The sequence below is a fragment of the Arcicella lustrica genome (assembly GCF_034930985.1).
Classification (GTDB): Bacteria; Bacteroidota; Bacteroidia; order Cytophagales; family Spirosomataceae; genus Arcicella; species Arcicella lustrica.
In genome coordinates this window covers 250,939-270,433 of the sequence record NZ_JAYGIM010000011.1, presented here as the reverse complement: position 1 = coordinate 270,433, position 19,495 = coordinate 250,939, and the positions used below count along the sequence as shown (strand labels likewise).

At 35.1% G+C, this 19,495-nt stretch carries 11 protein-coding genes; 2 read left to right on the top strand and 9 right to left on the bottom strand.

All coding sequences use genetic code 11. The features are described 5' to 3' along the window. Positions 1-6: 6 nt before the first annotated feature. The 5 genes from VB798_RS15510 to rbsK form a co-directional block, all read right to left on the bottom strand. Positions 7-3,156: a SusC/RagA family TonB-linked outer membrane protein gene (locus VB798_RS15510; RefSeq protein ID WP_323259911.1), complete on the bottom strand. Its 3,150-nt coding sequence runs from the start codon at positions 3,154-3,156 to the stop codon at positions 7-9. 475 nt (positions 3,157-3,631) lie between these two features. Further along, entirely contained in the window at positions 3,632-7,762 is a 4,131-nt protein-coding gene (locus VB798_RS15505; protein WP_323259909.1) for a hybrid sensor histidine kinase/response regulator transcription factor, read from the bottom strand. Between the two features lie 405 nt (positions 7,763-8,167). Then, positions 8,168-9,160, bottom strand: coding sequence for a GRP family sugar transporter (locus VB798_RS15500; RefSeq protein ID WP_323259907.1), 993 nt, complete (start codon positions 9,158-9,160; stop codon positions 8,168-8,170). Between the two features lie 20 nt (positions 9,161-9,180). After that, positions 9,181-10,746 (bottom strand): ADP-ribosylglycohydrolase family protein, encoded by a 1,566-nt coding sequence (locus VB798_RS15495; protein WP_323259905.1) that lies wholly within the window; start codon positions 10,744-10,746, stop codon positions 9,181-9,183. A gap of 66 nt (positions 10,747-10,812) precedes the next feature. Next, positions 10,813-11,718, bottom strand: a complete 906-nt coding sequence (rbsK, locus tag VB798_RS15490) for a ribokinase (RefSeq protein ID WP_323259903.1) — start codon at positions 11,716-11,718, stop codon at positions 10,813-10,815. 150 nt (positions 11,719-11,868) lie between these two features. On the opposite strand from rbsK, the gene VB798_RS15485 reads away from it, so the two are divergent. After that, a complete protein-coding gene (locus VB798_RS15485; RefSeq protein ID WP_323259901.1) occupies positions 11,869-13,353 on the top strand; it encodes a hypothetical protein in 1,485 nt (494 codons plus the stop codon). A 12-nt stretch (positions 13,354-13,365) separates the two neighbouring features. On the opposite strand, the gene VB798_RS15480 is transcribed toward VB798_RS15485, so the two are convergent. The 3 genes from VB798_RS15480 to VB798_RS15470 are packed head-to-tail and all read right to left on the bottom strand — an operon-like array spanning position 13,366 to position 17,160. Beyond that, positions 13,366-14,175: a sugar phosphate isomerase/epimerase family protein gene (locus VB798_RS15480; protein ID WP_323259899.1), complete on the bottom strand. Its 810-nt coding sequence runs from the start codon at positions 14,173-14,175 to the stop codon at positions 13,366-13,368. A 43-nt stretch (positions 14,176-14,218) separates the two neighbouring features. After that, on the bottom strand, positions 14,219-15,055 hold the full coding sequence (locus VB798_RS15475; protein ID WP_323259897.1) for a phytanoyl-CoA dioxygenase family protein: 837 nt from the start codon (positions 15,053-15,055) through the stop codon (positions 14,219-14,221). Positions 15,056-15,078: 23 nt separating this feature from the next. Beyond that, positions 15,079-17,160 carry a glycoside hydrolase family 36 protein gene (locus tag VB798_RS15470; RefSeq protein WP_323259895.1) on the bottom strand — a complete coding sequence of 694 codons (2,082 nt, stop codon included), beginning with the start codon at positions 17,158-17,160 and terminating at the stop codon, positions 15,079-15,081. 241 nt (positions 17,161-17,401) lie between these two features. On the opposite strand from VB798_RS15470, the gene VB798_RS15465 reads away from it, so the two are divergent. Further along, positions 17,402-18,283 (top strand): AraC family transcriptional regulator, encoded by an 882-nt coding sequence (locus tag VB798_RS15465; protein ID WP_323259894.1) that lies wholly within the window; start codon positions 17,402-17,404, stop codon positions 18,281-18,283. 7 nt (positions 18,284-18,290) lie between these two features. Here VB798_RS15465 and VB798_RS15460 read toward each other — a convergent pair whose 3' ends face one another. Then, entirely contained in the window at positions 18,291-19,484 is a 1,194-nt protein-coding gene (locus VB798_RS15460) for a Gfo/Idh/MocA family protein (RefSeq protein WP_323259892.1), read from the bottom strand. Positions 19,485-19,495: the final 11 nt, after the last annotated feature.

The window sequence follows — 19,495 nt, the reverse complement described above, 5'->3', positions numbered from 1 at the left end:
CAATCATTAAAATTTAAGATTTACACCTAAAGTAAACTGGCGCACAGGCGGATTATTTAGGTTTACACTAATTACACGGTTGAAATTACCGCCTTGGATTGTATTACCATATCCATTTCCTTCTGGGTCAATCGCAAGTTTATCTTTCACTAATGGCGAATAAAGGATGAATGGATTCGTAGTATTCACATAAATACGAGCAGAAGTAATGCCGAGTTTGCTCAGTACTTTTGTTGATACAGTATAACCGAAATTAATACTTCTTACTTTTATAAATGAGCCATCTTGGTATTGTGTTGTCGATGTAAAATCTCTTACACCACCACCAGCATTTGGTCTAGGGAAAGCATTTGTTGGATTTTCGGTTGTCCAATAATCCATCACTAATTGATTAGAACGACCTTGGTTAAGAAACCCAAATCCAGAGCCACCACCCGATGTTCCAGCCAAATAAGGAACTAACACTTTCATTCCCATACGGGCATAAGTAACGATAGATAAATCAAAACCTTTAAAAGTAATTCTATTGGTAAAACCACCTTCCCATTTTGGTTGGAAGTTTCCAATTACCTTGCGGTCGGCAGCATCAATTTTGCCATTACCATCTACGTCTTCAACTCTGATTTCCCCCGGTACTTGTACAGGCGAAGTTTGTTTTGCTAAAGTACCATCGTCTTTATCAGATTGTTGCCAAATTCCGATTTTATTGTAATCATAAATAACTGTTAGAGGCTGTCCTACAAACCAGAAATTTCCCTTATTATCTAATTCAGAAGGAGTAGTAAGTTGTGTGATTTTTTCACGATTAAAGAAATAAGTTAAGTCGGTACTCCAATTAAAACCGTTTTTATTTCTGACAATATCAAACGTTAAAGATGATTCAAAACCACTACCTTCTGTTTTTCCTAAGTTTTTCAAAGCAGAACCTGCTCCATTACTCTGAGGAAGATTTACAGAAAGTAAAATATCTTTCGTATTTTGTTTGTAAACATCAAATGAACCCGTGATTCTGTTATTGAATAGACCAATCTCCAAACCAAAATCAGATTGTGCTGTTGATTGCCATCCTAAATTACTGGCAGGTAAACTTGTTACTGTGTAAGCAAGTGCTTGCCCAGCAGTTGTCGTTCCGAAATTATAATATCCCGAAGATAATGCCCCTAAAGTTGCATAAGCACCTACGTTACGGTTACCCGAAATACCCCAACCACCTCTTAATTTTAAATTAGATAAGAAAGTAAGGTCTTTCATGAATGGTTCGTCAATAATATTCCAACTCAAACCAATGGCAGGATAGTTGAAATACTGATTTCCTGGCGATAATGTAGAAGATCCGTCTCTACGGAAAGTAGCAGTAAGCGTATATTTATCATTGAAGGTATAGTTCAAACGTGCCATGTACGATAATAAACCTGTTTCTCCGAAAGAATTACCAAAAGCAGTGTTAGCAGTCACTACTCCAGATGCCAAAGCAAAGTTTGCTGTTTGAATATAATCGGCTGGTACACCTTTTACATTAAAATTGCTTCCTAAATTATGGTTTTTGGTAATTTCATATAATGCCGTCAAACCTACTTTATGTTTTGCTGCAAATACTTTATCATAGTATAGTAAGTGTTGTAAGTTCAAATCCCAATATTCTGTATTTCTAATATCTGCACTTGATACACTTTGGTCAGTTCCTGTATTGACAAATGTATTTGGTGGACTATAACCATTGAAATGTACTTGGCTAAAGTTAAGACCAGCGTTGAAACGATATTTAAGACCATCCGCAATATTTACTTCTGCATACAAGCTATTGAAAGTTCTTATCGAACGCTCATTAGAAAGTATATCATCTCCACGAGAGATAAGTGTCAACGGACTGACAGCTTGAGCTTCAATTGTACCTTTTTTAGGATTCAAGTTTACTGTTCCATCAGCGTTATACGGCATTACCAATGGAGAAAGACGAACCAATTCTGTTGGGATACCCCCTCCCGCAGGGTCGTTTCTGTGTGTTAAAGTATTAATGGTGTTCAAGCCAATTTTTACACGTTTTCCGATTTTTTGGTCTAACGTTGCACGGATAGTCATACGGTCGAAATTTTGGTTTGGCAAAATCCCTGTTTCGTTGAAATAACCAATTCCCATACCATATTGCGTATTTTCTAAACCACCTTGTAAACCAAGTTGATGGCTTGTATTAAACCCTTGTTTGTACAATAAATCTTGCCAGTCAGTCGAAACTCCAGCAGCTAAATTTGCTTTTTCCTCTTCAGTTAAAGGATAAGCTGTTGTTCCTGCACCTTGAGTATTATAAGTCGCTGATAAATCTTTGAACTTAGCATATTGTTCTCCGTTCATTACGTTGTACTTGCCCATCATGTTTGTTATACCATGATAGCCGTCATAAGTAAATACAGGTTTGCCGATTTTTCCTCTTTTAGTCGTCACTAAAATAACCCCACCAGCACCACGAGAACCATAAATAGCCGTTGCTGAAGCATCTTTAAGAATTTCAATATTTGAAATATCATCTGGGTTGATGTCATTCAGCCCACCAAAAGGAATACCATCAACTACCACTAAAGGGCCATCAAGTCCGTCACCGTTTCCAGTTGTCAATGAACGATTACCACGAATACGAATAGACGCTTGACTACCCGGAGTAGAACCATTACTTACAATTGATACACCTGCTGCTCTACCTTTTAAAGTATTCAAAAGGTCTGGTGCTGGTACTTCTTTCAGGGTTGCCTCTGTAACCGATACAACCGAACCTGTTATATCTCTTTTCTTTTGAGTACCATAACCTACCACTATCACTTCGCCTAATTCTCTAGTATCAGTAAGTAAAGTAACGTCTATAACAGTTTTTGTACCAACGCTAATTTCTTGTTTGATATAACCGATACTTGTAATAACAATTGTTGCATTTTTAGGTAAATTGTTAAAACTATACTCTCCGCTACTATTAGCAACCGTACCGATATTTGTACCTTTAACTAAAATTGAAGCTCCGGGTATTTCTTTCCCTGCGTCCGTAGTAATACGACCTTTTAGTGTTTGGGCTCTTGCGGTAAAGCTGGAAATAGATAAAAATAGAATAAACCATACCAGAAAATATGGAATACTCTTCCGCTGAAAAATAAGATAGTCGAATTTTTTCATAAGAAATGTTAAATATGATTGTTTTGATAAATTATTTAATCTTCTTGAGATAGAAGACTTTTTTGACGTCGTAAAGTAAGTAGATGAGAAAAAAAATGTACGGCACATATTACCAAACTTGATTCACATATGTTCAAAATGACACGAAATTGTTAAATTATAACAATTAATATTACAAAAAATGGCTATTTATGCATCCAACCTCAATAAAATGGAGGCTTTTATCAATGAAGGCATCAAGAAGTAGCATCTAAACATTGATGCTATTTTAATAGGTAATTTATTTCTAATGTAAGGAATAGGAAGATAATTGGTAAGACGATGAATGATGGGGAAAATATAAATCGCTTAGGGTATTCAGTTCTTTACTACAAGTTTTGAATACCCTAAGCTGTTTAAAGTTGATAATTTAAGAAACCCAAAGTAAATACGCTTTACTAACGTTTAATTATATACTTTCTTTACGATGGCTAGGCTAAGAGTGCATGATTTCTTCTAAAGTGTACATTTTTTTGGTAACGTCTCTTTTCAGCAAAATGTATTGCGAAGGCGAAACATTATATTTTGCTTTGAAGGCTCTTGTAAAATAATTTGGATTAGAAAAACCTACTTCATAACCAATATGAGAAATTTTCATATCGCTTTTCTCTAAAAGCATTGCGGCTCTTTTAAGTTTGATAGAACGGATAAATTCAACAGGGGTTTCGCCTGTCAAACTCAGAATTCTATTATACAGCGTTCCTCTACTAGTATTCATTTTTTTACTCAATTCTGTAATTGATAAATCAGGATTGCTAATATGGTCTTCTACATATTGAGAGATTTTTAACAAGTATTTTTCATCTTCAGAAATAAACTCTTGGTCAGGTACTTCAAGATTGATGTGCTTGCCATAAATATCTTTGAAAGTACTTTTCAAATTCAAAAGGTTATTGATTTTCATGTTTAATACCTGAAAGCTAAATGGCTTGGTCAGATAATCATTTGCACCCGTTTCTAAACCTTTTAATTGATTAATTTCTTCAGACTGAACCGTCAATAATATTACTGGAATATGTTTTGTTCTATTATCTTTCTTTAATTTTTTCACCAAAGCAATACCATCCATATTGGGCATATTTACATCACTCACGATGATTTCAGGATGAGCTGAAAGTGCCTTTTGCCAGCCTTCATTACCGTCAGCAGCTTCAATTATTTTGTATTTTCCTCTCAGACTATCTCGGAGATACGTTCTAATATCTTCACTATCATCAACCAAAAGCAGTACAGGTTTATCAATTTCTGACAGCTCCGAAACTTCTTCATCTTTCGTTTCGTAAATGTCTATTGCTTCTTCAACAACAAATGGGATATTGCTACTTTCTGTCTGTTTTGTTTCAAACAAAGGTAAATAAACAGTAAAAACACTTCCTTTACCTTCTTCACTTTCAACTTTGATATTTCCACCGTGAAGTTTGACAAATTCTTGTGTAATCGAAAGCCCGATACCACTTCCTTGATTAAGGATATTGGCATTGTTGTTTACTTGGTAAAATCTATCAAATATTTTTTCTATGGTATCATCAGCCAAACCAATGCCATCATCTCCAATAATTATCTTAATCCCATTCCCAGCATCAGTTTCAATATGGAAATAAACGTTTCCATATTCATTGGTAAATTTTATTGCATTTGAAAGCAAGTTGAGGAAAATACGTTCCACCTTATCTTTATCAAAAATAGTATAATACGAACTGATGGCACTTTTAAAGTCGAGATGAATATTTTTGCGTTCGGAAATGTATTTAAAGGAATCAAAAATCTCTTTAGCTACCGTAATTAAATCACTTTCATTCGGATTTATCTTTAGTTCATTGTCTTCTATCTTACGGAAATCCATAAGTTGGTTCACAAGATTCAATAACCTTTTGGCATTTCTGTTAATCAGGTTTAAGGTATCAAGTTTTTCAAAACTTTTTTCCTTTAATAAGAGATTTTCAATAGGATTTAAAACAAGAGTTAGCGGTGTTTTTAATTCATGACTTAGATTAGTTAAAAACTTAATCTTCAACTGTTCCAATTCCATTTTTCGTTCGGCTTCGGTTCTTTCTTTTTCGATTAAATGTTTTACATCACGGCGTTCTTGTTCCAAAGCGAATTCATACCTCAATTTCTGAATAGCACTTCTTCTCAGCGTCCAAAAAGTAATTACCAAAATCAATAAATACGCAAAATAAGCATAATAAGTACGCCAAAAAGGTGGATTAACAATAATTTCAATCACTTTTTCGGGAGTATGCCAAGAGCCATCGTCACTTTTAGCTTTCAACCTAAATTTGTATTCCCCAGGGTCTAAGTTGGTGTAAACGGCTGTTGTGACAGATCCAACATGATTCCATTCTTTATCAAAACCCTCCAACATATAAGTGTATTGGCTTTCTTGAGGAGCAGTATAATTCAAGGCTACAAAATCTAGTGAGAAGTTCTGTTTGTAACTTAACTCAATTTTTTTAGCAGTGGTAATGGGTTCAGTAATTTCTGCATTTTCAATCGGTTTAACACTTTTATTCCCAATTTTTAAATCTGTGATGATGAGTGATGGAATATTCCGATTCTTATATAAGTATTTCGGGTTAAAAAAGTTAAATCCTTCATTTCCACCAAAATACATTTCTCCTGTACTCGTTTTTATCCCAGCGCCAATATTAAAATTACTTTGCTGAATACCGTTATGATAAGTATAGTTTTTGAATATCTTTTTTTGAGGGTCGAAAACGCTAATTCCTTTGTTGGTACTTACCCATAATTTTCCAAAATCATCTTCTAATATCTTGTATATCACATCATTGGCAAGTAATTGTTTTACACTGTATTGATGGAATTTTTTACTTTTTTCAACATACAGACATAATCCACCTCCCAAAACACCAACCCATATTTGTCCAAATTTATCGCAATGAACAGCCTGTACAATGTCTAATGGAAGGTTGCTATTATCATGTCTAAAAAAGTTAATTTTGTTTAATGTTGGATTGTACATCGCCAAGCCACTGCCTGTTGCTCCAATCCATATATTCCCCTTTTTATCTTCATCAATAGCAGTAATATAGCCATTCGTTGATATGTTTCGGACATTCTTTTGATTCAATATTTCATTAAAATGAAGTAAAACACCCGTTTGTGTATGATACTTATAAAACCCATTTCCATTAGTACCAATCCAAACATTTCCGAGTTTATCTACTTTCAAACAATTGATAGGAATATTGGCATTGTCTGTTTTACTTTTCGGAATATTAATATTCTTTATAGTGTTGTTTGATAGATTCATCACATAGATTCCATAAAGTGCAGTTCCTATCCATAATTTGTTAGCCGAATATGCCAGAGATAAAATAGCATCTTTTTTTCTCTCTTTTCCAAACAGTGGAATTTCTTTGATAAGCTTCGTATTTCTATTGAAAAGATTGAGTCCATTCTCATCTGTACCGATAAAAATATCTCCATCAGGGCCTTCTGCAAAGGACGAAACAGCGCCAGCACTAAAGCCATTTACATCCAGCGGATTAAACCTTAAATGGTTGAAAAATGCTAGGTTGGTATCATATTTGTTTACTCCACCCTGAATTGTACCAATCCAATAAATGCCTCTATCATCTAAGTAAATATCTTTTACTGAACGCCCAACGAAACTTCCTACGCCACTATACTTTTTTGACGTCAACTTATCTACTCGAAACGTTTTACCAGTGTTTGGGTTAAAAATGTTTAGTCCATCTTCTGTTCCTACCCATAATTTCCCATCTTTATCGAAAGCAATTTTATAAATGCTATTATTGCTGAGTGTTTGAACATCAGAATCAATACCTTTAAAATGTTTAAAAGTCTTGTTTGCTACATCCATTTTATTCAGCCCTTCACCTGTACCAACCCAAATATTCCCAACCTTGTCTTCTACCAAAGAACGTACAATATCATTTGAAATAGTTAATGGATTTTCTCTACTATGTACAAAACGAGTGAAATTCCCATTTTGGGGATTAAGCAAATGTAAACCAGCATTAGTACCAACCCAAATCCTATTTTTACTGTCTTCAAATACAGATAAAATTACATTAGAGTTTAACTGATCTTTTCTCTGCGGATTGGCTTTATAAGTAATTATTTTTTTTGTCTTGGGATTAAAATAATACAAACCAGCGTATGTACCAACCCAAATATTTCCGAGATCATCTGCTTGTAAACTTCTAATCCAGCCTAATTTACTAAAATCATAATTGATAAAATTGTTTAAACTTCTATTGTATAACGACAGCGTAATGTTCGTTCCAATCCATAGATTTCCCTCTTTGTCTTCTTGCATAGCCGTAACGACCCCTCTCCCAATAGTAGAGGAATCTGTTTCGCTATGGCGATACACTACAAAATTTTGCCCATCAAATTTATTTAAGCCATCATCGGTTCCAAACCACATAAACCCATACTTATCTTTTAAGATAGTATTTACAGTATTGGAAGAAAGCCCAGTTTTGCTATTGAGATTGATAAAATTATAGTTTTTTACTTGTCCAAAAGATTGTTCGAACAACAAAAGTAAAAATACTAGGAGGTATTTATTTGTCATGATTAATCAAGTTATTTACTTACACAATAGAAACAATATCTATTCGAAAAGCAAGTATTTAAAAGAGGCTATATAAAACAAAAATAATTATCACCCTTAACCTTTGATTGAGGCAAATGAAAAACAAAATGTGTAAAACAGACACAAATGTAAGAATACATATCAAAACACTCACAATATTGTTTAAAATAATATTATAAAAATATAATTTTTACTCCGATTTCTACAAAACTTGCTAAAGCTAATATTTAAGGAAGAAAAGGTAGTCGCAAGCGAGATATGACCAAAGAAGGAAAACACAAAGTAATATTAATTACAAAAAAAGGCAAAATGGTGTGAACCAAATTGCCTTATAAATCGAGTATCAAAAAACGACGTATTGGAAGTTTAAGACATCAGTGTATTTCACCTAGCCAAAATAATCATCCCTAATCCTAAAAGGTAGAAAAGTAACATTATATTCAATAGAACATTCGTGCTTTTACTAGCATTTTTGAATTCCTTCCAAACATAAATTCCCCAAATAGCTGCTACAATGGTCGCTCCTTGGCCAAGTCCATACGAAATGGCAGGCCCAGCTTTTCCACTAGCAATAATATTGAATGCCATACCCAAACACCAAATCGTTCCGCCCAAAATTCCCATACTATGACTTTTGAAACTTCCTTGCCAATATGCCTTATAATTGAGCGAATCGCCTACAAACGGACGATAAATCAATATAGTGTTGAATATAAAGTTGCTTAATAATATGCCGATGGCAAAAAAGAAAATAGCCGTATAGGGACTCAATTTACCAACTTCTGGTACTTCAAAATCTGGAAACATGGCATTGGCTACGTATTTATAAAACAAGCCCATCAACAAACCACTTATTACTGACAGTGCCAATCCCTTCGTTGAAACTTTATTACTTGCCGAAGAGGTACGATATACCTTTGCATTGAGTAAAATTGCCAGCGTGATAAGCCCAACTCCTATCGTCAAAAGTATTCCATTGCCTAGTGGATGGTCTAAATAATTAACAATTACCCCAATGACTAATGCTAAACCAATACCTACAGGAAATGCTACCGACATCCCTGCAATTGCCATTGCAGCAGTTAGTAAGATATTGGCAGCGTTGAAAATAATGCCACCAATAATGGCAGAACCCATATTCTCATTAGAAGCCTGCTGGAAATCACTAAAGAAATCCCTTCCTTTTTCACCATGACTCCCAAGTGTAATTGCCAAAATAAAAGCGGTTAGTAGGATACCTACTACATAATCCCAATAAAAAAGCTCGAAACGCCAGTTGTTTGCTGTGAGTTTTTGAGTATTTGCCCAAGACCCCCAGCAGAGCATCGTAATTAGACAGAAGAATACAGCCGTAGAGTAATTTTCAATGATAAACATATTTTCTACTATTGAGTGGTTTATTGTTTTGGTTTGATAGGCTGACCAAATCTAAATACATTTTCATTGGCTATACTATTGGGTTGGTCACTATAAATTAAAATATCTGTTATTCTACAATCGTGTTCAGCAGAAGGGTTCAATAATTTTAAGGATACAGTATGTTTTCCTTTTGGGAGCTTGTACTTCCATGTCAACTCATGTCTTCTGGTAGTAAATGAAGTGGGTAATTTTGCTGTTTCGAACAGTTTGCCGTCTATATATACTTCCATCTCAAAAACATAATTACTAGTTGATGCCCATTTTGCTGTTTCGCCTTTTACAACAAAGCCTGTTCCTTCAAAATCAAAGGAATATTCATCTTTCAAAGATTTGTACACATACTTTCTATCGATAGGATAAGTGTTGTCAAAACTTTTTTCAAAAGGTACTGCTACTGGTATTTGTATTGGAATCGTTACAGATTCTTTGAGAACCTTCCCTCCATTACGTTCTATATTTAAAAGAGCATGTTTGTAACCAACTTCATAAACCTTGTTCAAAGACGTAGAAGTATATTTAAAGTCGATGTCTTCCGCTTCTTTCAAGCCCATTTTCCAATAAGCTGGAATGGCATCATAGCCCAAGATTGTTCCTAAAATTCCTCCTGCCGAAGACGGATTGCAATCAGCGTCTTGTCCACAACGTGTAGTGATTTCCATCGTTTTGGTAAAATCACCATTGCCATACAATAGTCCTACTACAACATAGGCAGAATTAATAGTAGCATCAATATTAAAAGGGGCAAAAACGCCATCTGGACAACCTACATCTTGCGACCATTTATTTTGAATTTCATACCAAGTTCTTTTCCAGTCGTTCGGATACATTTTATGCCATTTAATCACATCCGCAATGCATTTATAATAATTGCTTTCTTTAGGAACAGTTTTTAACGCTTCCTGAACCACATAACGAACATCTTTTGAGACAAAAGCCAAAGCATAACAAGCCCCTAAATAAACACCGCCGTAATAGCCATCACCATAATTCATAATATGCCCGATTTTATCAGAAATTTTAGAAGCAGTATTTGGCATGGCAGGAGACATTAAACCTGCAAAATCGCATTCAATTTGATAATCAATACAGTCAGCATGTGGATTGTTTTCCCAATAACCTGATTGCGGGGGCATGATTCCGTTCAAAATATTACTTCGCCCTACTTGATTAGCATGCCAAAGCGCATAGCCTGCGTTGGCATAAGCCTTCGCATGAGAATTCACTGGGGCATCGAGTCCTTCTTTTTCAAAAACTTCTACAAAGGTCAAATCCATGTATAAATCATCGTAAAGTCCGGGATTTTCTAGCATCATTTTTTTGAGATAACCATCATACCAAGGTACAGGTTGGTATTCGTTGATGATTGTCCCATTGTATTTGAATTCCATCGGCCCTCCGAAGGTTACGCCAATGGTTTGTCCAGCCCAACCGCCCTTTATTTTATTTTTAAGGTCTTTCTGAGAAATGGTAATTGTTTTTGCCATCTGAGCAATGCTACAGCATGCTGTAGAAAGTAAAGCAATCAATAATAGTATTTTCTTCATGTGTATCAATCTGATTTTCAATAGTTTTTGTTTAAAATAATGACAAAAAAGTCAACAGTAATAACGTTAACTCACCATTAATTCCTTGCGATATGGAATAGAAGACTGTGCTCCCATCTTTTTGACCGAGGCTGCTGCTGCTTTGCAAGCAAACTGTACGGCTTCTTTCAACGACATTTTTTCAAATAAGCCTACTGCCAAAGCACCATTAAAACAATCTCCAGCGGCAGTTGTGTCAACAGCTTCTACTTTTACCGAAGCGACCATTCCTTCAAACTCATCAGATAAAATATATGCTCCTTTTGAGCCACGTGTAATCACTACATTCTTCACTCCTTTTTCTCTGAGAATATTAGCGGCTTTTCGGAGTCCATCCTCATTGACCACAGATATTCCCGTAAGGATTTCTGCCTCCGTTTCGTTGGGGGTAATTACTGTTAAGTATTTTAAAATCTCCTCTTTGAGCGGAGTTGCTGGAGCAGGGTTCAGAATGATAGTCGCTTCGGTTTGATGAAATTTATTAACCACATATTCCACCGTTTCAAGGGGTGTTTCTAGCTGCATCAATATTAAATCATCCTTTTCAAATATTGCACTGGCTTTGTCTATGTTGGCGGGTGATAGAAAAGCATTTGCCCCAGGAGCAACCGTAATGCAATTTTCTCCTTGCATATCTACGTTAATTAAGGCAACACCCGAAGGTTGTTCTGCATCTGTAAACACAAAATCTGTTTGAATCCCTTCTTTTTCAAATTGTTGTAAAGCCATTTTCCCAAAAACATCATTGCCAACTTTACAGATAAAAACCGTCGGACAGCCTAATCTAGCAGATGTAACGGCTTGATTTGCTCCTTTCCCTCCCGGGTTCATCAAAAATTTCCCACCCATTACTGTTTCACCGGGCAAGGGTAATTTTGGTGCTTTTATCACCATATCTGTATTTGAACTACCAATTATAATAATCTTACCCATTTGTATTCTTTTTTTTATACAAAAATACCTTTTATTAATTCAATTAAAAGTAGAATTTATATTATTTTTAGTTATGGCTAAAAATGATATTATTAACCTTTATTTGTATTTTTAGTGATTTAAATCGACTAATAATTATATAATATAAATATGGCTAAGTCTGAACTCTTACTTTTATATAAATTAATACAATCTTTATCAAAAGCAGAGAAAAGGTATTTCAGGTTAACGACGCAAATGCAAGAAGGGGCTAAAACTTTTATGCAACTTTATGATATTCTGGATAGTTGTTCAAATTTTGACGAAGAGGTAACTCAACGAGTAGCCAATGAACTCATGTCAAAATCTATAGAACCAGCAAGAAAGTATTTGTATGCCAATATTTTAAAAAGTCTACGATTATTTGAAGAGGAAAATTCGCTTGAAAGTCAGCTTTTGAATATGATTCAGGAATGTAAAATTCTATTCAACAAAGGACATATTGATTTGTATAACAAGCGATTAGCCAAAGCCATTCAGCTTGCTATTAAACATGATAAACATCTTTTTTACTTACTACTTAGCAAATTAGAACTACAAAACTTGGTGAGTTTACAGTTTTCAGACATCACGGAGACGGAACTTATACGTAAGCAAGAACAATTCAAAACCTTGTTAAAACAGGAAAATATCCATCATGAGCAAGCAATGCTTTATGAAATACTATGGTTTAGGTATCTTAAAAACGGGATGGTCAGAAGTTCGGCGGATATTGAAAAGCTCAATGATTTATTGTTGGAAGAAAGTCAGATTTTACAGCAATCAAGACAAAAAACATTTGAGTCAAAACGATTGCACTTACAGTTTCAATCTACTTACTTTTTGGCTGTAGGTAATTCAAAAGGAAGCATTGCTATTTTTTATGAGTTGATAGCTTTATTTGAGCAACATCAAACGCTTTGGATAGACAACCCAATGTATTATATCTATTGCATTGAAGGTATTTTAACCGATTTAAGAGCCATGGAAAAATGGGAAGAGATGGCTTTTTTCATAGCGAAACTCCAAAACATTCCTGCGCTTAACGAAAGTACCAGATACTATTTACATGTGCTTATTTTTTCATATCAAGTTAACCTTTATAACGATTTAGAGCAAACCCATCAAGCACTTGCATGGGTAAACAGCCAGCTAAACGAAATACAAAAAAGCATAGGGCAGGTACCCGCCAAGCTTCAAATAAAAGCTTATTATACCTTGGCGAGGCTTTATTATTTCACAAAAGATTATACAGTAGCACTGCAATATGTCAATGAGATTCTAGCTGTTTTTCAAGAAGACCTCGGTACATCATTATATGCTGAAATCAGGATATTGAATTTATTGATTCATCATCGTTTGGGTAATTTTGATTACTTGAGTTATGATTTGGTATCGCTAGAACGAAAATTGAAAATCGAAAAGAAATACCATGCCCTTGAAAAAGTAATCATTCAAGTATTCAGAAATGTATTTACATTGAATAGTCGTTCTCAAAAACTATGGAACACGTTTAATGACCTCTCACAAATGCCCTATCATCAACCCATTATCAAAAACCTAAAATTAGATAAATGGGTATATTGTCAATTGTTTGAGAAGCATCGAAATGAATAAATCTATCCTCAATTAAGCATTATATCTCTTTTTCAATAAATTCATCATAAATACATTAATCTCCCATTGGTTAGCTACAGGCATTTGAGTATAAGGCAATACGGGCATGTAAGTAGCTGGGCCAAATTCTGTAGTGACAGTCAGCTGTGTACCTTGTTGTCGATGCGTTGCTACAACTTTGTCCCACCAAGATAAATGTGTTTGTAGTACTTCTTCCCATTCTGGAGCACGTGGGTCATTTACCTGTGGCCCTTCTGGGTGGCCGACTCTACTATGAATATGATTAGCATGAGCAATTGCCTTAGTTACAGCGTCCTGCTGATCAGCTAATAATGACTCGTGAACGTTGCACCAATGAGAAATATCTAAACAAATCCGCAAAGCTGGGATTTGATTTAGATATTCCTGCGTAATGTGGGCAGCAAAAAGACTTTTGCCTCGATGAGTTTCATGAATAATTTTAATGCCTGTTTCCTCAGAAATCCTACTGGCTAGCTCAAATAACTGCTTGTTTTGTTCAAAAGTAAAGTAGTCTTTTCCAGTTTGACAATTAATGAAAATAGGCTTAGCCGAAATAAGGTTTCTCAAATACTTTTCATAGTTATCAGCATGTTCGCCTAAATCTTTTTCATGAGATTGCCAATATTGACCGATAAGCTCAAGATCAAAATCATTTAAGGTAGCCAGTATTTCAGCTTTTTCTTTTTCGTCAAAAGGTAAAGCCATTTCTACACCATCGTATCCTGCTGTCTTTACATTTTGACAAAAAGTTTCAAAAGGAAGCAAATTGCCCCACTGAGGAGCATAAAATTTAATATTCATGAGTTAGAGTTTACAAGTTACTGCCATTAATTTAGTATTATATTTACTTCAAAGCAACATCTGCTTCTTTTACTAAAAATTCAGCTTCGTCTTCTCTTAATCCTGAAGTTTTCCAAGTTAGCAATGCTTCATCTGGCACAATATCAATCGGTGTAATACTAGAATTAGAAGAAGCCGAATCGTTATAAGGAATATTAGAAGCACGATTGTAGCAAGAAATCATCGACCAACGAGGTTTATCAGAAAGGTTAGCTTCTGAGCGGTGTAAAAGATTGCTATGGAAAAGCAACACATCTCCTCCTTGTAACTCCACATAGATTAATTCCATCGTTTTTAGGGCTAAATCCACATATCTCTGTGATGCACCTACTTGCTCACCCGAAAAACCATGTTCTACTCTCCCCATTTTATGCGAGCCTTTGATAACTTGTAAACAACCATTTTCTTGATTTGCATCTGTAATAGCAACCATTACCGACATCATTTGGTCGGGCAATAAAAACTCATTTTTATACCAATAACCATAGTCTTGGTGCCATTCCCAAGCCCCGCCTACTCGTGGCTCTTTTTGCATCAACTTAGAATGAAAATGACAAACCGATGCGTCTCCATCAAGTAATTTATCTACTGTACTAACTAAACTTTGGCTTCTAGTTAGTAATCCATACACATCGTCGCCAGGCTTATACCACAACGAAAGCTTACTTCTTTTACCCGAGCTATCGTTTACATTAATAGCATTTTTACTCATGATACTATCGTCTATTGCAATTTGGTATAATTTTGAAACTTCCTCTTGGTTAAAGAAACCTTTTAGAATCAAGTATCCATCTTGATTGTATTGCTCTATCTGAGCAGCTGTTAATGATTGTTTTCCCATGTTCTTATTTTTTTAATGTTCCTTTATTGCTTAATTACTTCAAATAGTTCTCCGTTATATTTTTCATTGATTTTTACTTTAAATCCAATAGACGATAATTGGCTCCCTGTCATCTGAATGATTTTCTTGCCAGAAATTGCTTGTTTGACAAGGTAGGTTTTGTCAGGCTGTAAGGATGTGATGAATATTTGTCTTTCACTTTCCAAACTTCCATGCTTAAATATGCCTATTATTCCTCCAGATTTTGTTTCTGTATTAATGCGCTGAAATCCATCCCATTGTCCTTCTTTAGGCTCACCCAAACCTGCTAAATCTTGCCTGTAGCTCATGATTTGATGTTTGTTTTCCATTAATTGCAACCAATCTGCATAGGTTCTATACTTCTTAAAATCTGGAGCTGATAGTTTTCTTGGGTCACCCAACATGATAGGCAAAGCACCTGCAAGCGATTTTATGTGCATTTCCCAACCTGTATCTTGCATCTCAGGGTTTCCAATAACTAATGCTGTTGCTGGAATAGCAGGCGAACGCCACCATGCCATATTTCTTACTCTTAAATCGACATTTTCTTGAGGCGGACCGTAAAAATTAGATAGCCAATTTCCTTCTGCATGTTTCAGCATGGCATAATCTATCAATTGTAAACCACCCATGGTTTCAAAGGTACAGTCGATAAATAGGGTTGGCTTGGTCGCATGCAATTCGTCAAAAAGCTTCCATACACGTTCATAGTTTACATAAAATGACTCGTGTTGATCTTTATGATTAGCATGATTGGTAGCGTAACAGCCTGTATTTTTATGACCAAATCTGTAAGGACTTGTAACAACCGTAAAGTCGAGTTTTAAATATTCTAGTCCATATTCTAAAGACAATTTCATCAAAACATTTTTAATATAATCGTACCAACCTGTACTAAAGCAAGCCGTTCGCATTTTTAAATCATTCTCATGCAAATTGGCAGGCTGTTGATTTTCATCTAATACAAACCATTCTGGATGCTCTTGATACACTTTGCTATCTGGTGAAGCACTACCGACACTTACCCATAAACCGGGTTTCATCCCTAACGATTTGATATAATCGAACACAGGTTTTAAACCATTAGGAAATTTCTTCTTATCAATAATCCAATCTCCATAGTTATCATTCCAGCCATCGTCTATTACAAACTCTTTCATACTAGCATCTGCGGCCGCCTTTGCTAATTCCATGACCAATTTTTCATTAATATCTTTGCGAAAAGGTATCCATGTATTATACACAAAAGTTGGTTTTTGTGATAATTCAGAGAGACGTGTGCCTAAATGTTTTCGCACAAAGTCTGGTACAGCCGTATTAAGTATCTCGTCGGGGTCTTTATGATTATTATAAACCATCGTAAAAACTTGTGGTGACTCAAAGCTTTCGCCTTGCTGAAGGTATTTTCTGAAAGGAAACTGAGCATCTTTATGGGTTAAACCACTACAAATAGTAGGTTCTTGCCAAAAGACAGATGTATGTTTAATTACACCAGCAGCTTCATTACCAATGACCACCCCCTGTTGCCAATCGCTATTATGTACTGTCAGCAATGCATCTTGCATATTTCCATCATAAGGACCAATAGAACGTCTTCTTCCATAATCATGGCAAATCCAACTAAAGGTTGTGGCAAAATATCCTGTAATATTAAACTTCTCAACATCTACAGATTCTAAAGAAACGCTTTTGTTTGATAAATTCTTAATGACCAAATTTTTACGAATCACAGGTAAGTTAGGGTACAACAGATATTTAATGGTAAGTTCAATTTGTTTATCTTCACTTAATAACTTGACTGCCACTCCATCGCCTTGCTTAGTATCTGTAATTTTTTGGATACCTGTTAAAGTCCAATTATTTGTTCCTGCATAAACTTTGTCATTAACCTCAAATTGAAATTCTGGATTAACCTTTTCAAAGTACTTGAACTCTCCTACTACGGGTTTATAAGTAGTAGTCCCAAAACTGCCTGATAATACAGGTAATTTTATATTTCTCTGGACAAATCCATTGTTTAATACCAATTCATCAGTAGTCCACTTTGCATAAGATTGTTGTGCTTTTACAAAGCTTGTGCTCAAAACATTAAATAGTATAATTACTATCAAGATAGTATTTTTAAGTACGTCGTAATGAACACAATAAGTGTTTTTGATTCGCTGAAAGCTGTATTTACTTAAATCCATTTTGTATTTTTGTATGTAATATTTTTTATATTTTATTGATACAAAATTCGTTTTTTCAAAGAAATAATAACTAAACAATTTTATTAATTACATGGATTATTTTACTTTTATAAAAATTGAATAATACAATATATTTATGCAAAAAAGTAGAGGCTTTGAGGGAGAATTAATTATAGAAATTCCTACCCTAGCAATTAATAAAAGTAGAGCATTGCCCTTAATTCATTCCCTTTATATTACCCGTATGGGATTTTATCCCAAAGCGCTACACCATTACTACCAACGTCCGCTCGGTATTTCAAAAGTCATTTTGATTTACTGTACGCATGGAAAAGGACGGATTCAGATTCAGAACAAAATAATCAGTATTTCGGCTGGAGAAATATTTGTTATTCCTAAAAATGTACCTCATTCTTATGTGGCTGATGCTCAGAATCCTTGGACAATTTATTGGTTTCATCTCGACGGAAATAATGTCAATGATGTTGTAAAGGCTATTATGAATGATAGTGTCGAAAGCGTTCAAGTTGGTTTTTCCAATGAGCGTAATCAATTATTCAAACAGATTTCAAATACATTATTAAAAGGTTATAGTGCTAATAATTTGCTGTTTGCCAACCTTTCGCTATCTTATTATTTATCTACTTTTATTACGACAGAACATTTTCAGCGAGTAAATGACACTCACCCCGTAATTAGTTCTACCGATAAAGCCATCAAGTTTATGCAAGAAAATCTTGCTAATACGCTTACTCTTGAAGAGATTGCTCAATCGGCACATCTTTCTATCTCCTTTTTCTCTAAAAAATTCAAAGAAGATACTGGCTATGCACCCATTGAGTATTTCAATCATTTAAGGATTCAGAAAGCTTGTCAATTACTTCATTTCACTGCTTTGCGTATCAATGAAGTAGCCTCAGCAATTGGTATCGATGACCCTTTTTATTTTTCAAGATTATTCAAACAACAAATGGGTGTTTCGCCTGTTTTGTACCGCAAAGGCGAAACCAATAGTTGACTACCATTTAAACCAATGTTGATACTTCTACAATATCGCCCGTCGTTTTTTTCTTTAGAATCACTTTTTTATCTCCATTAGGAAGCAGTTCTTCTTTTACCAACCAATGGTCATTATCATATTCTTTGTAAACAGAAGGTTTCGTTTGTCCAGTCAATCCTCTCCAGATAGGTAGTTGCACAGTTTCCCATTGTTTGCTTTTTGCAGAGACAAAAGCCGCATCTAAAATGGCATTTACTACATATCCATCATAAAATGTTTCCTGAGGTTCTCGATGGTTTTCAATGGCATCAAACATATCGGTAAACATATTTGGGTATCCCAACTCGTGAGCTTCGTCACCTACAGGAAATAACCAACCATTATTTACTTCGGCTTTTTCAGCAACATAACCTGCTCCTTTGCCTGTACTAAAAACTTCAAAACCTGTGCGTAAAAAACTATTGAGCCAAATAGAACCTTCTGTACCGACTACCTCGTCTCGTAAATCCATGCCCCCTCTGAAAGTCCAGCTTACTTCAAACTGACCAATCGCTCCGTTTTCAAATTTCACTAACCCAATAGCATGGTCTTCCGCTTCAATTGGGTGTACCTGAGTATCAGCCCAACACATTACTTCAATGGGTTTTATATCTTTCCCAATAAAATTTCGACTGATTTCTACACAGTGACAAGCTAAATCGATGATAGCTCCGCCACCAGATTTTTCTTTGTCCCAGAACCAATCACTATGTGGACCAGGGTGTGCTTCCCTTGATTTTGTCCAGAGTACTCTACCAATACTACCTTGTTGTATGCTAGCTACTGATTTTAAGAATTTGGGCGTATAGCATAAATCTTCAAGATAACCTGCAAAAATACCTGCGTCTTCTACTAAATGTAACATTCGTTCAGCTTCGGCTGCTGTTCTGCCTAAAGGTTTGGTACATAATACATGTTTTTTAGCTTTAGCACAGGCACTTACCGCTATTTCATGCAAATGATTAGGCAATGAAATTAGCACAACATCTACTTCTGGATGGTTGATGGCTTCTTCCATATTATCAGTAAAATGCTGTAAATGATAATCTTCTGCAAAGCGTTTTGCTTTGTCGATATTACGAGAATACACCGTATAAATAAAGTCTTTTCTTCTTTGGGCATGCAGTGAAGTAGCATAAAAGCGAGCGATAAAACCCGACCCCAACATGGCAATTTTCATGAGCTAAATAG

Excerpts from the sequence above, each read along its gene's own strand:
- rbsK (WP_323259903.1), bottom strand. The coding sequence starts at position 11,718 with ATGGGTAAGATTATTATAATTGGTAGTTCAAATACAGATATGGTGATA.
- VB798_RS15510 (WP_323259911.1), bottom strand. The coding sequence starts at position 3,156 with ATGAAAAAATTCGACTATCTTATTTTTCAGCGGAAGAGTATTCCATAT.
- VB798_RS15485 (WP_323259901.1), top strand. The coding sequence starts at position 11,869 with ATGGCTAAGTCTGAACTCTTACTTTTATATAAATTAATACAATCTTTA.
- VB798_RS15465 (WP_323259894.1), top strand. The coding sequence starts at position 17,402 with ATGCAAAAAAGTAGAGGCTTTGAGGGAGAATTAATTATAGAAATTCCT.
- VB798_RS15480 (WP_323259899.1), bottom strand. The coding sequence starts at position 14,175 with ATGAATATTAAATTTTATGCTCCTCAGTGGGGCAATTTGCTTCCTTTT.
- VB798_RS15500 (WP_323259907.1), bottom strand. The coding sequence starts at position 9,160 with ATGTTTATCATTGAAAATTACTCTACGGCTGTATTCTTCTGTCTAATT.
- VB798_RS15460 (WP_323259892.1), bottom strand. The coding sequence starts at position 19,484 with ATGAAAATTGCCATGTTGGGGTCGGGTTTTATCGCTCGCTTTTATGCT.
- VB798_RS15495 (WP_323259905.1), bottom strand. The coding sequence starts at position 10,746 with ATGAAGAAAATACTATTATTGATTGCTTTACTTTCTACAGCATGCTGT.
- VB798_RS15505 (WP_323259909.1), bottom strand. The coding sequence starts at position 7,762 with ATGACAAATAAATACCTCCTAGTATTTTTACTTTTGTTGTTCGAACAA.
- VB798_RS15475 (WP_323259897.1), bottom strand. The coding sequence starts at position 15,055 with ATGGGAAAACAATCATTAACAGCTGCTCAGATAGAGCAATACAATCAA.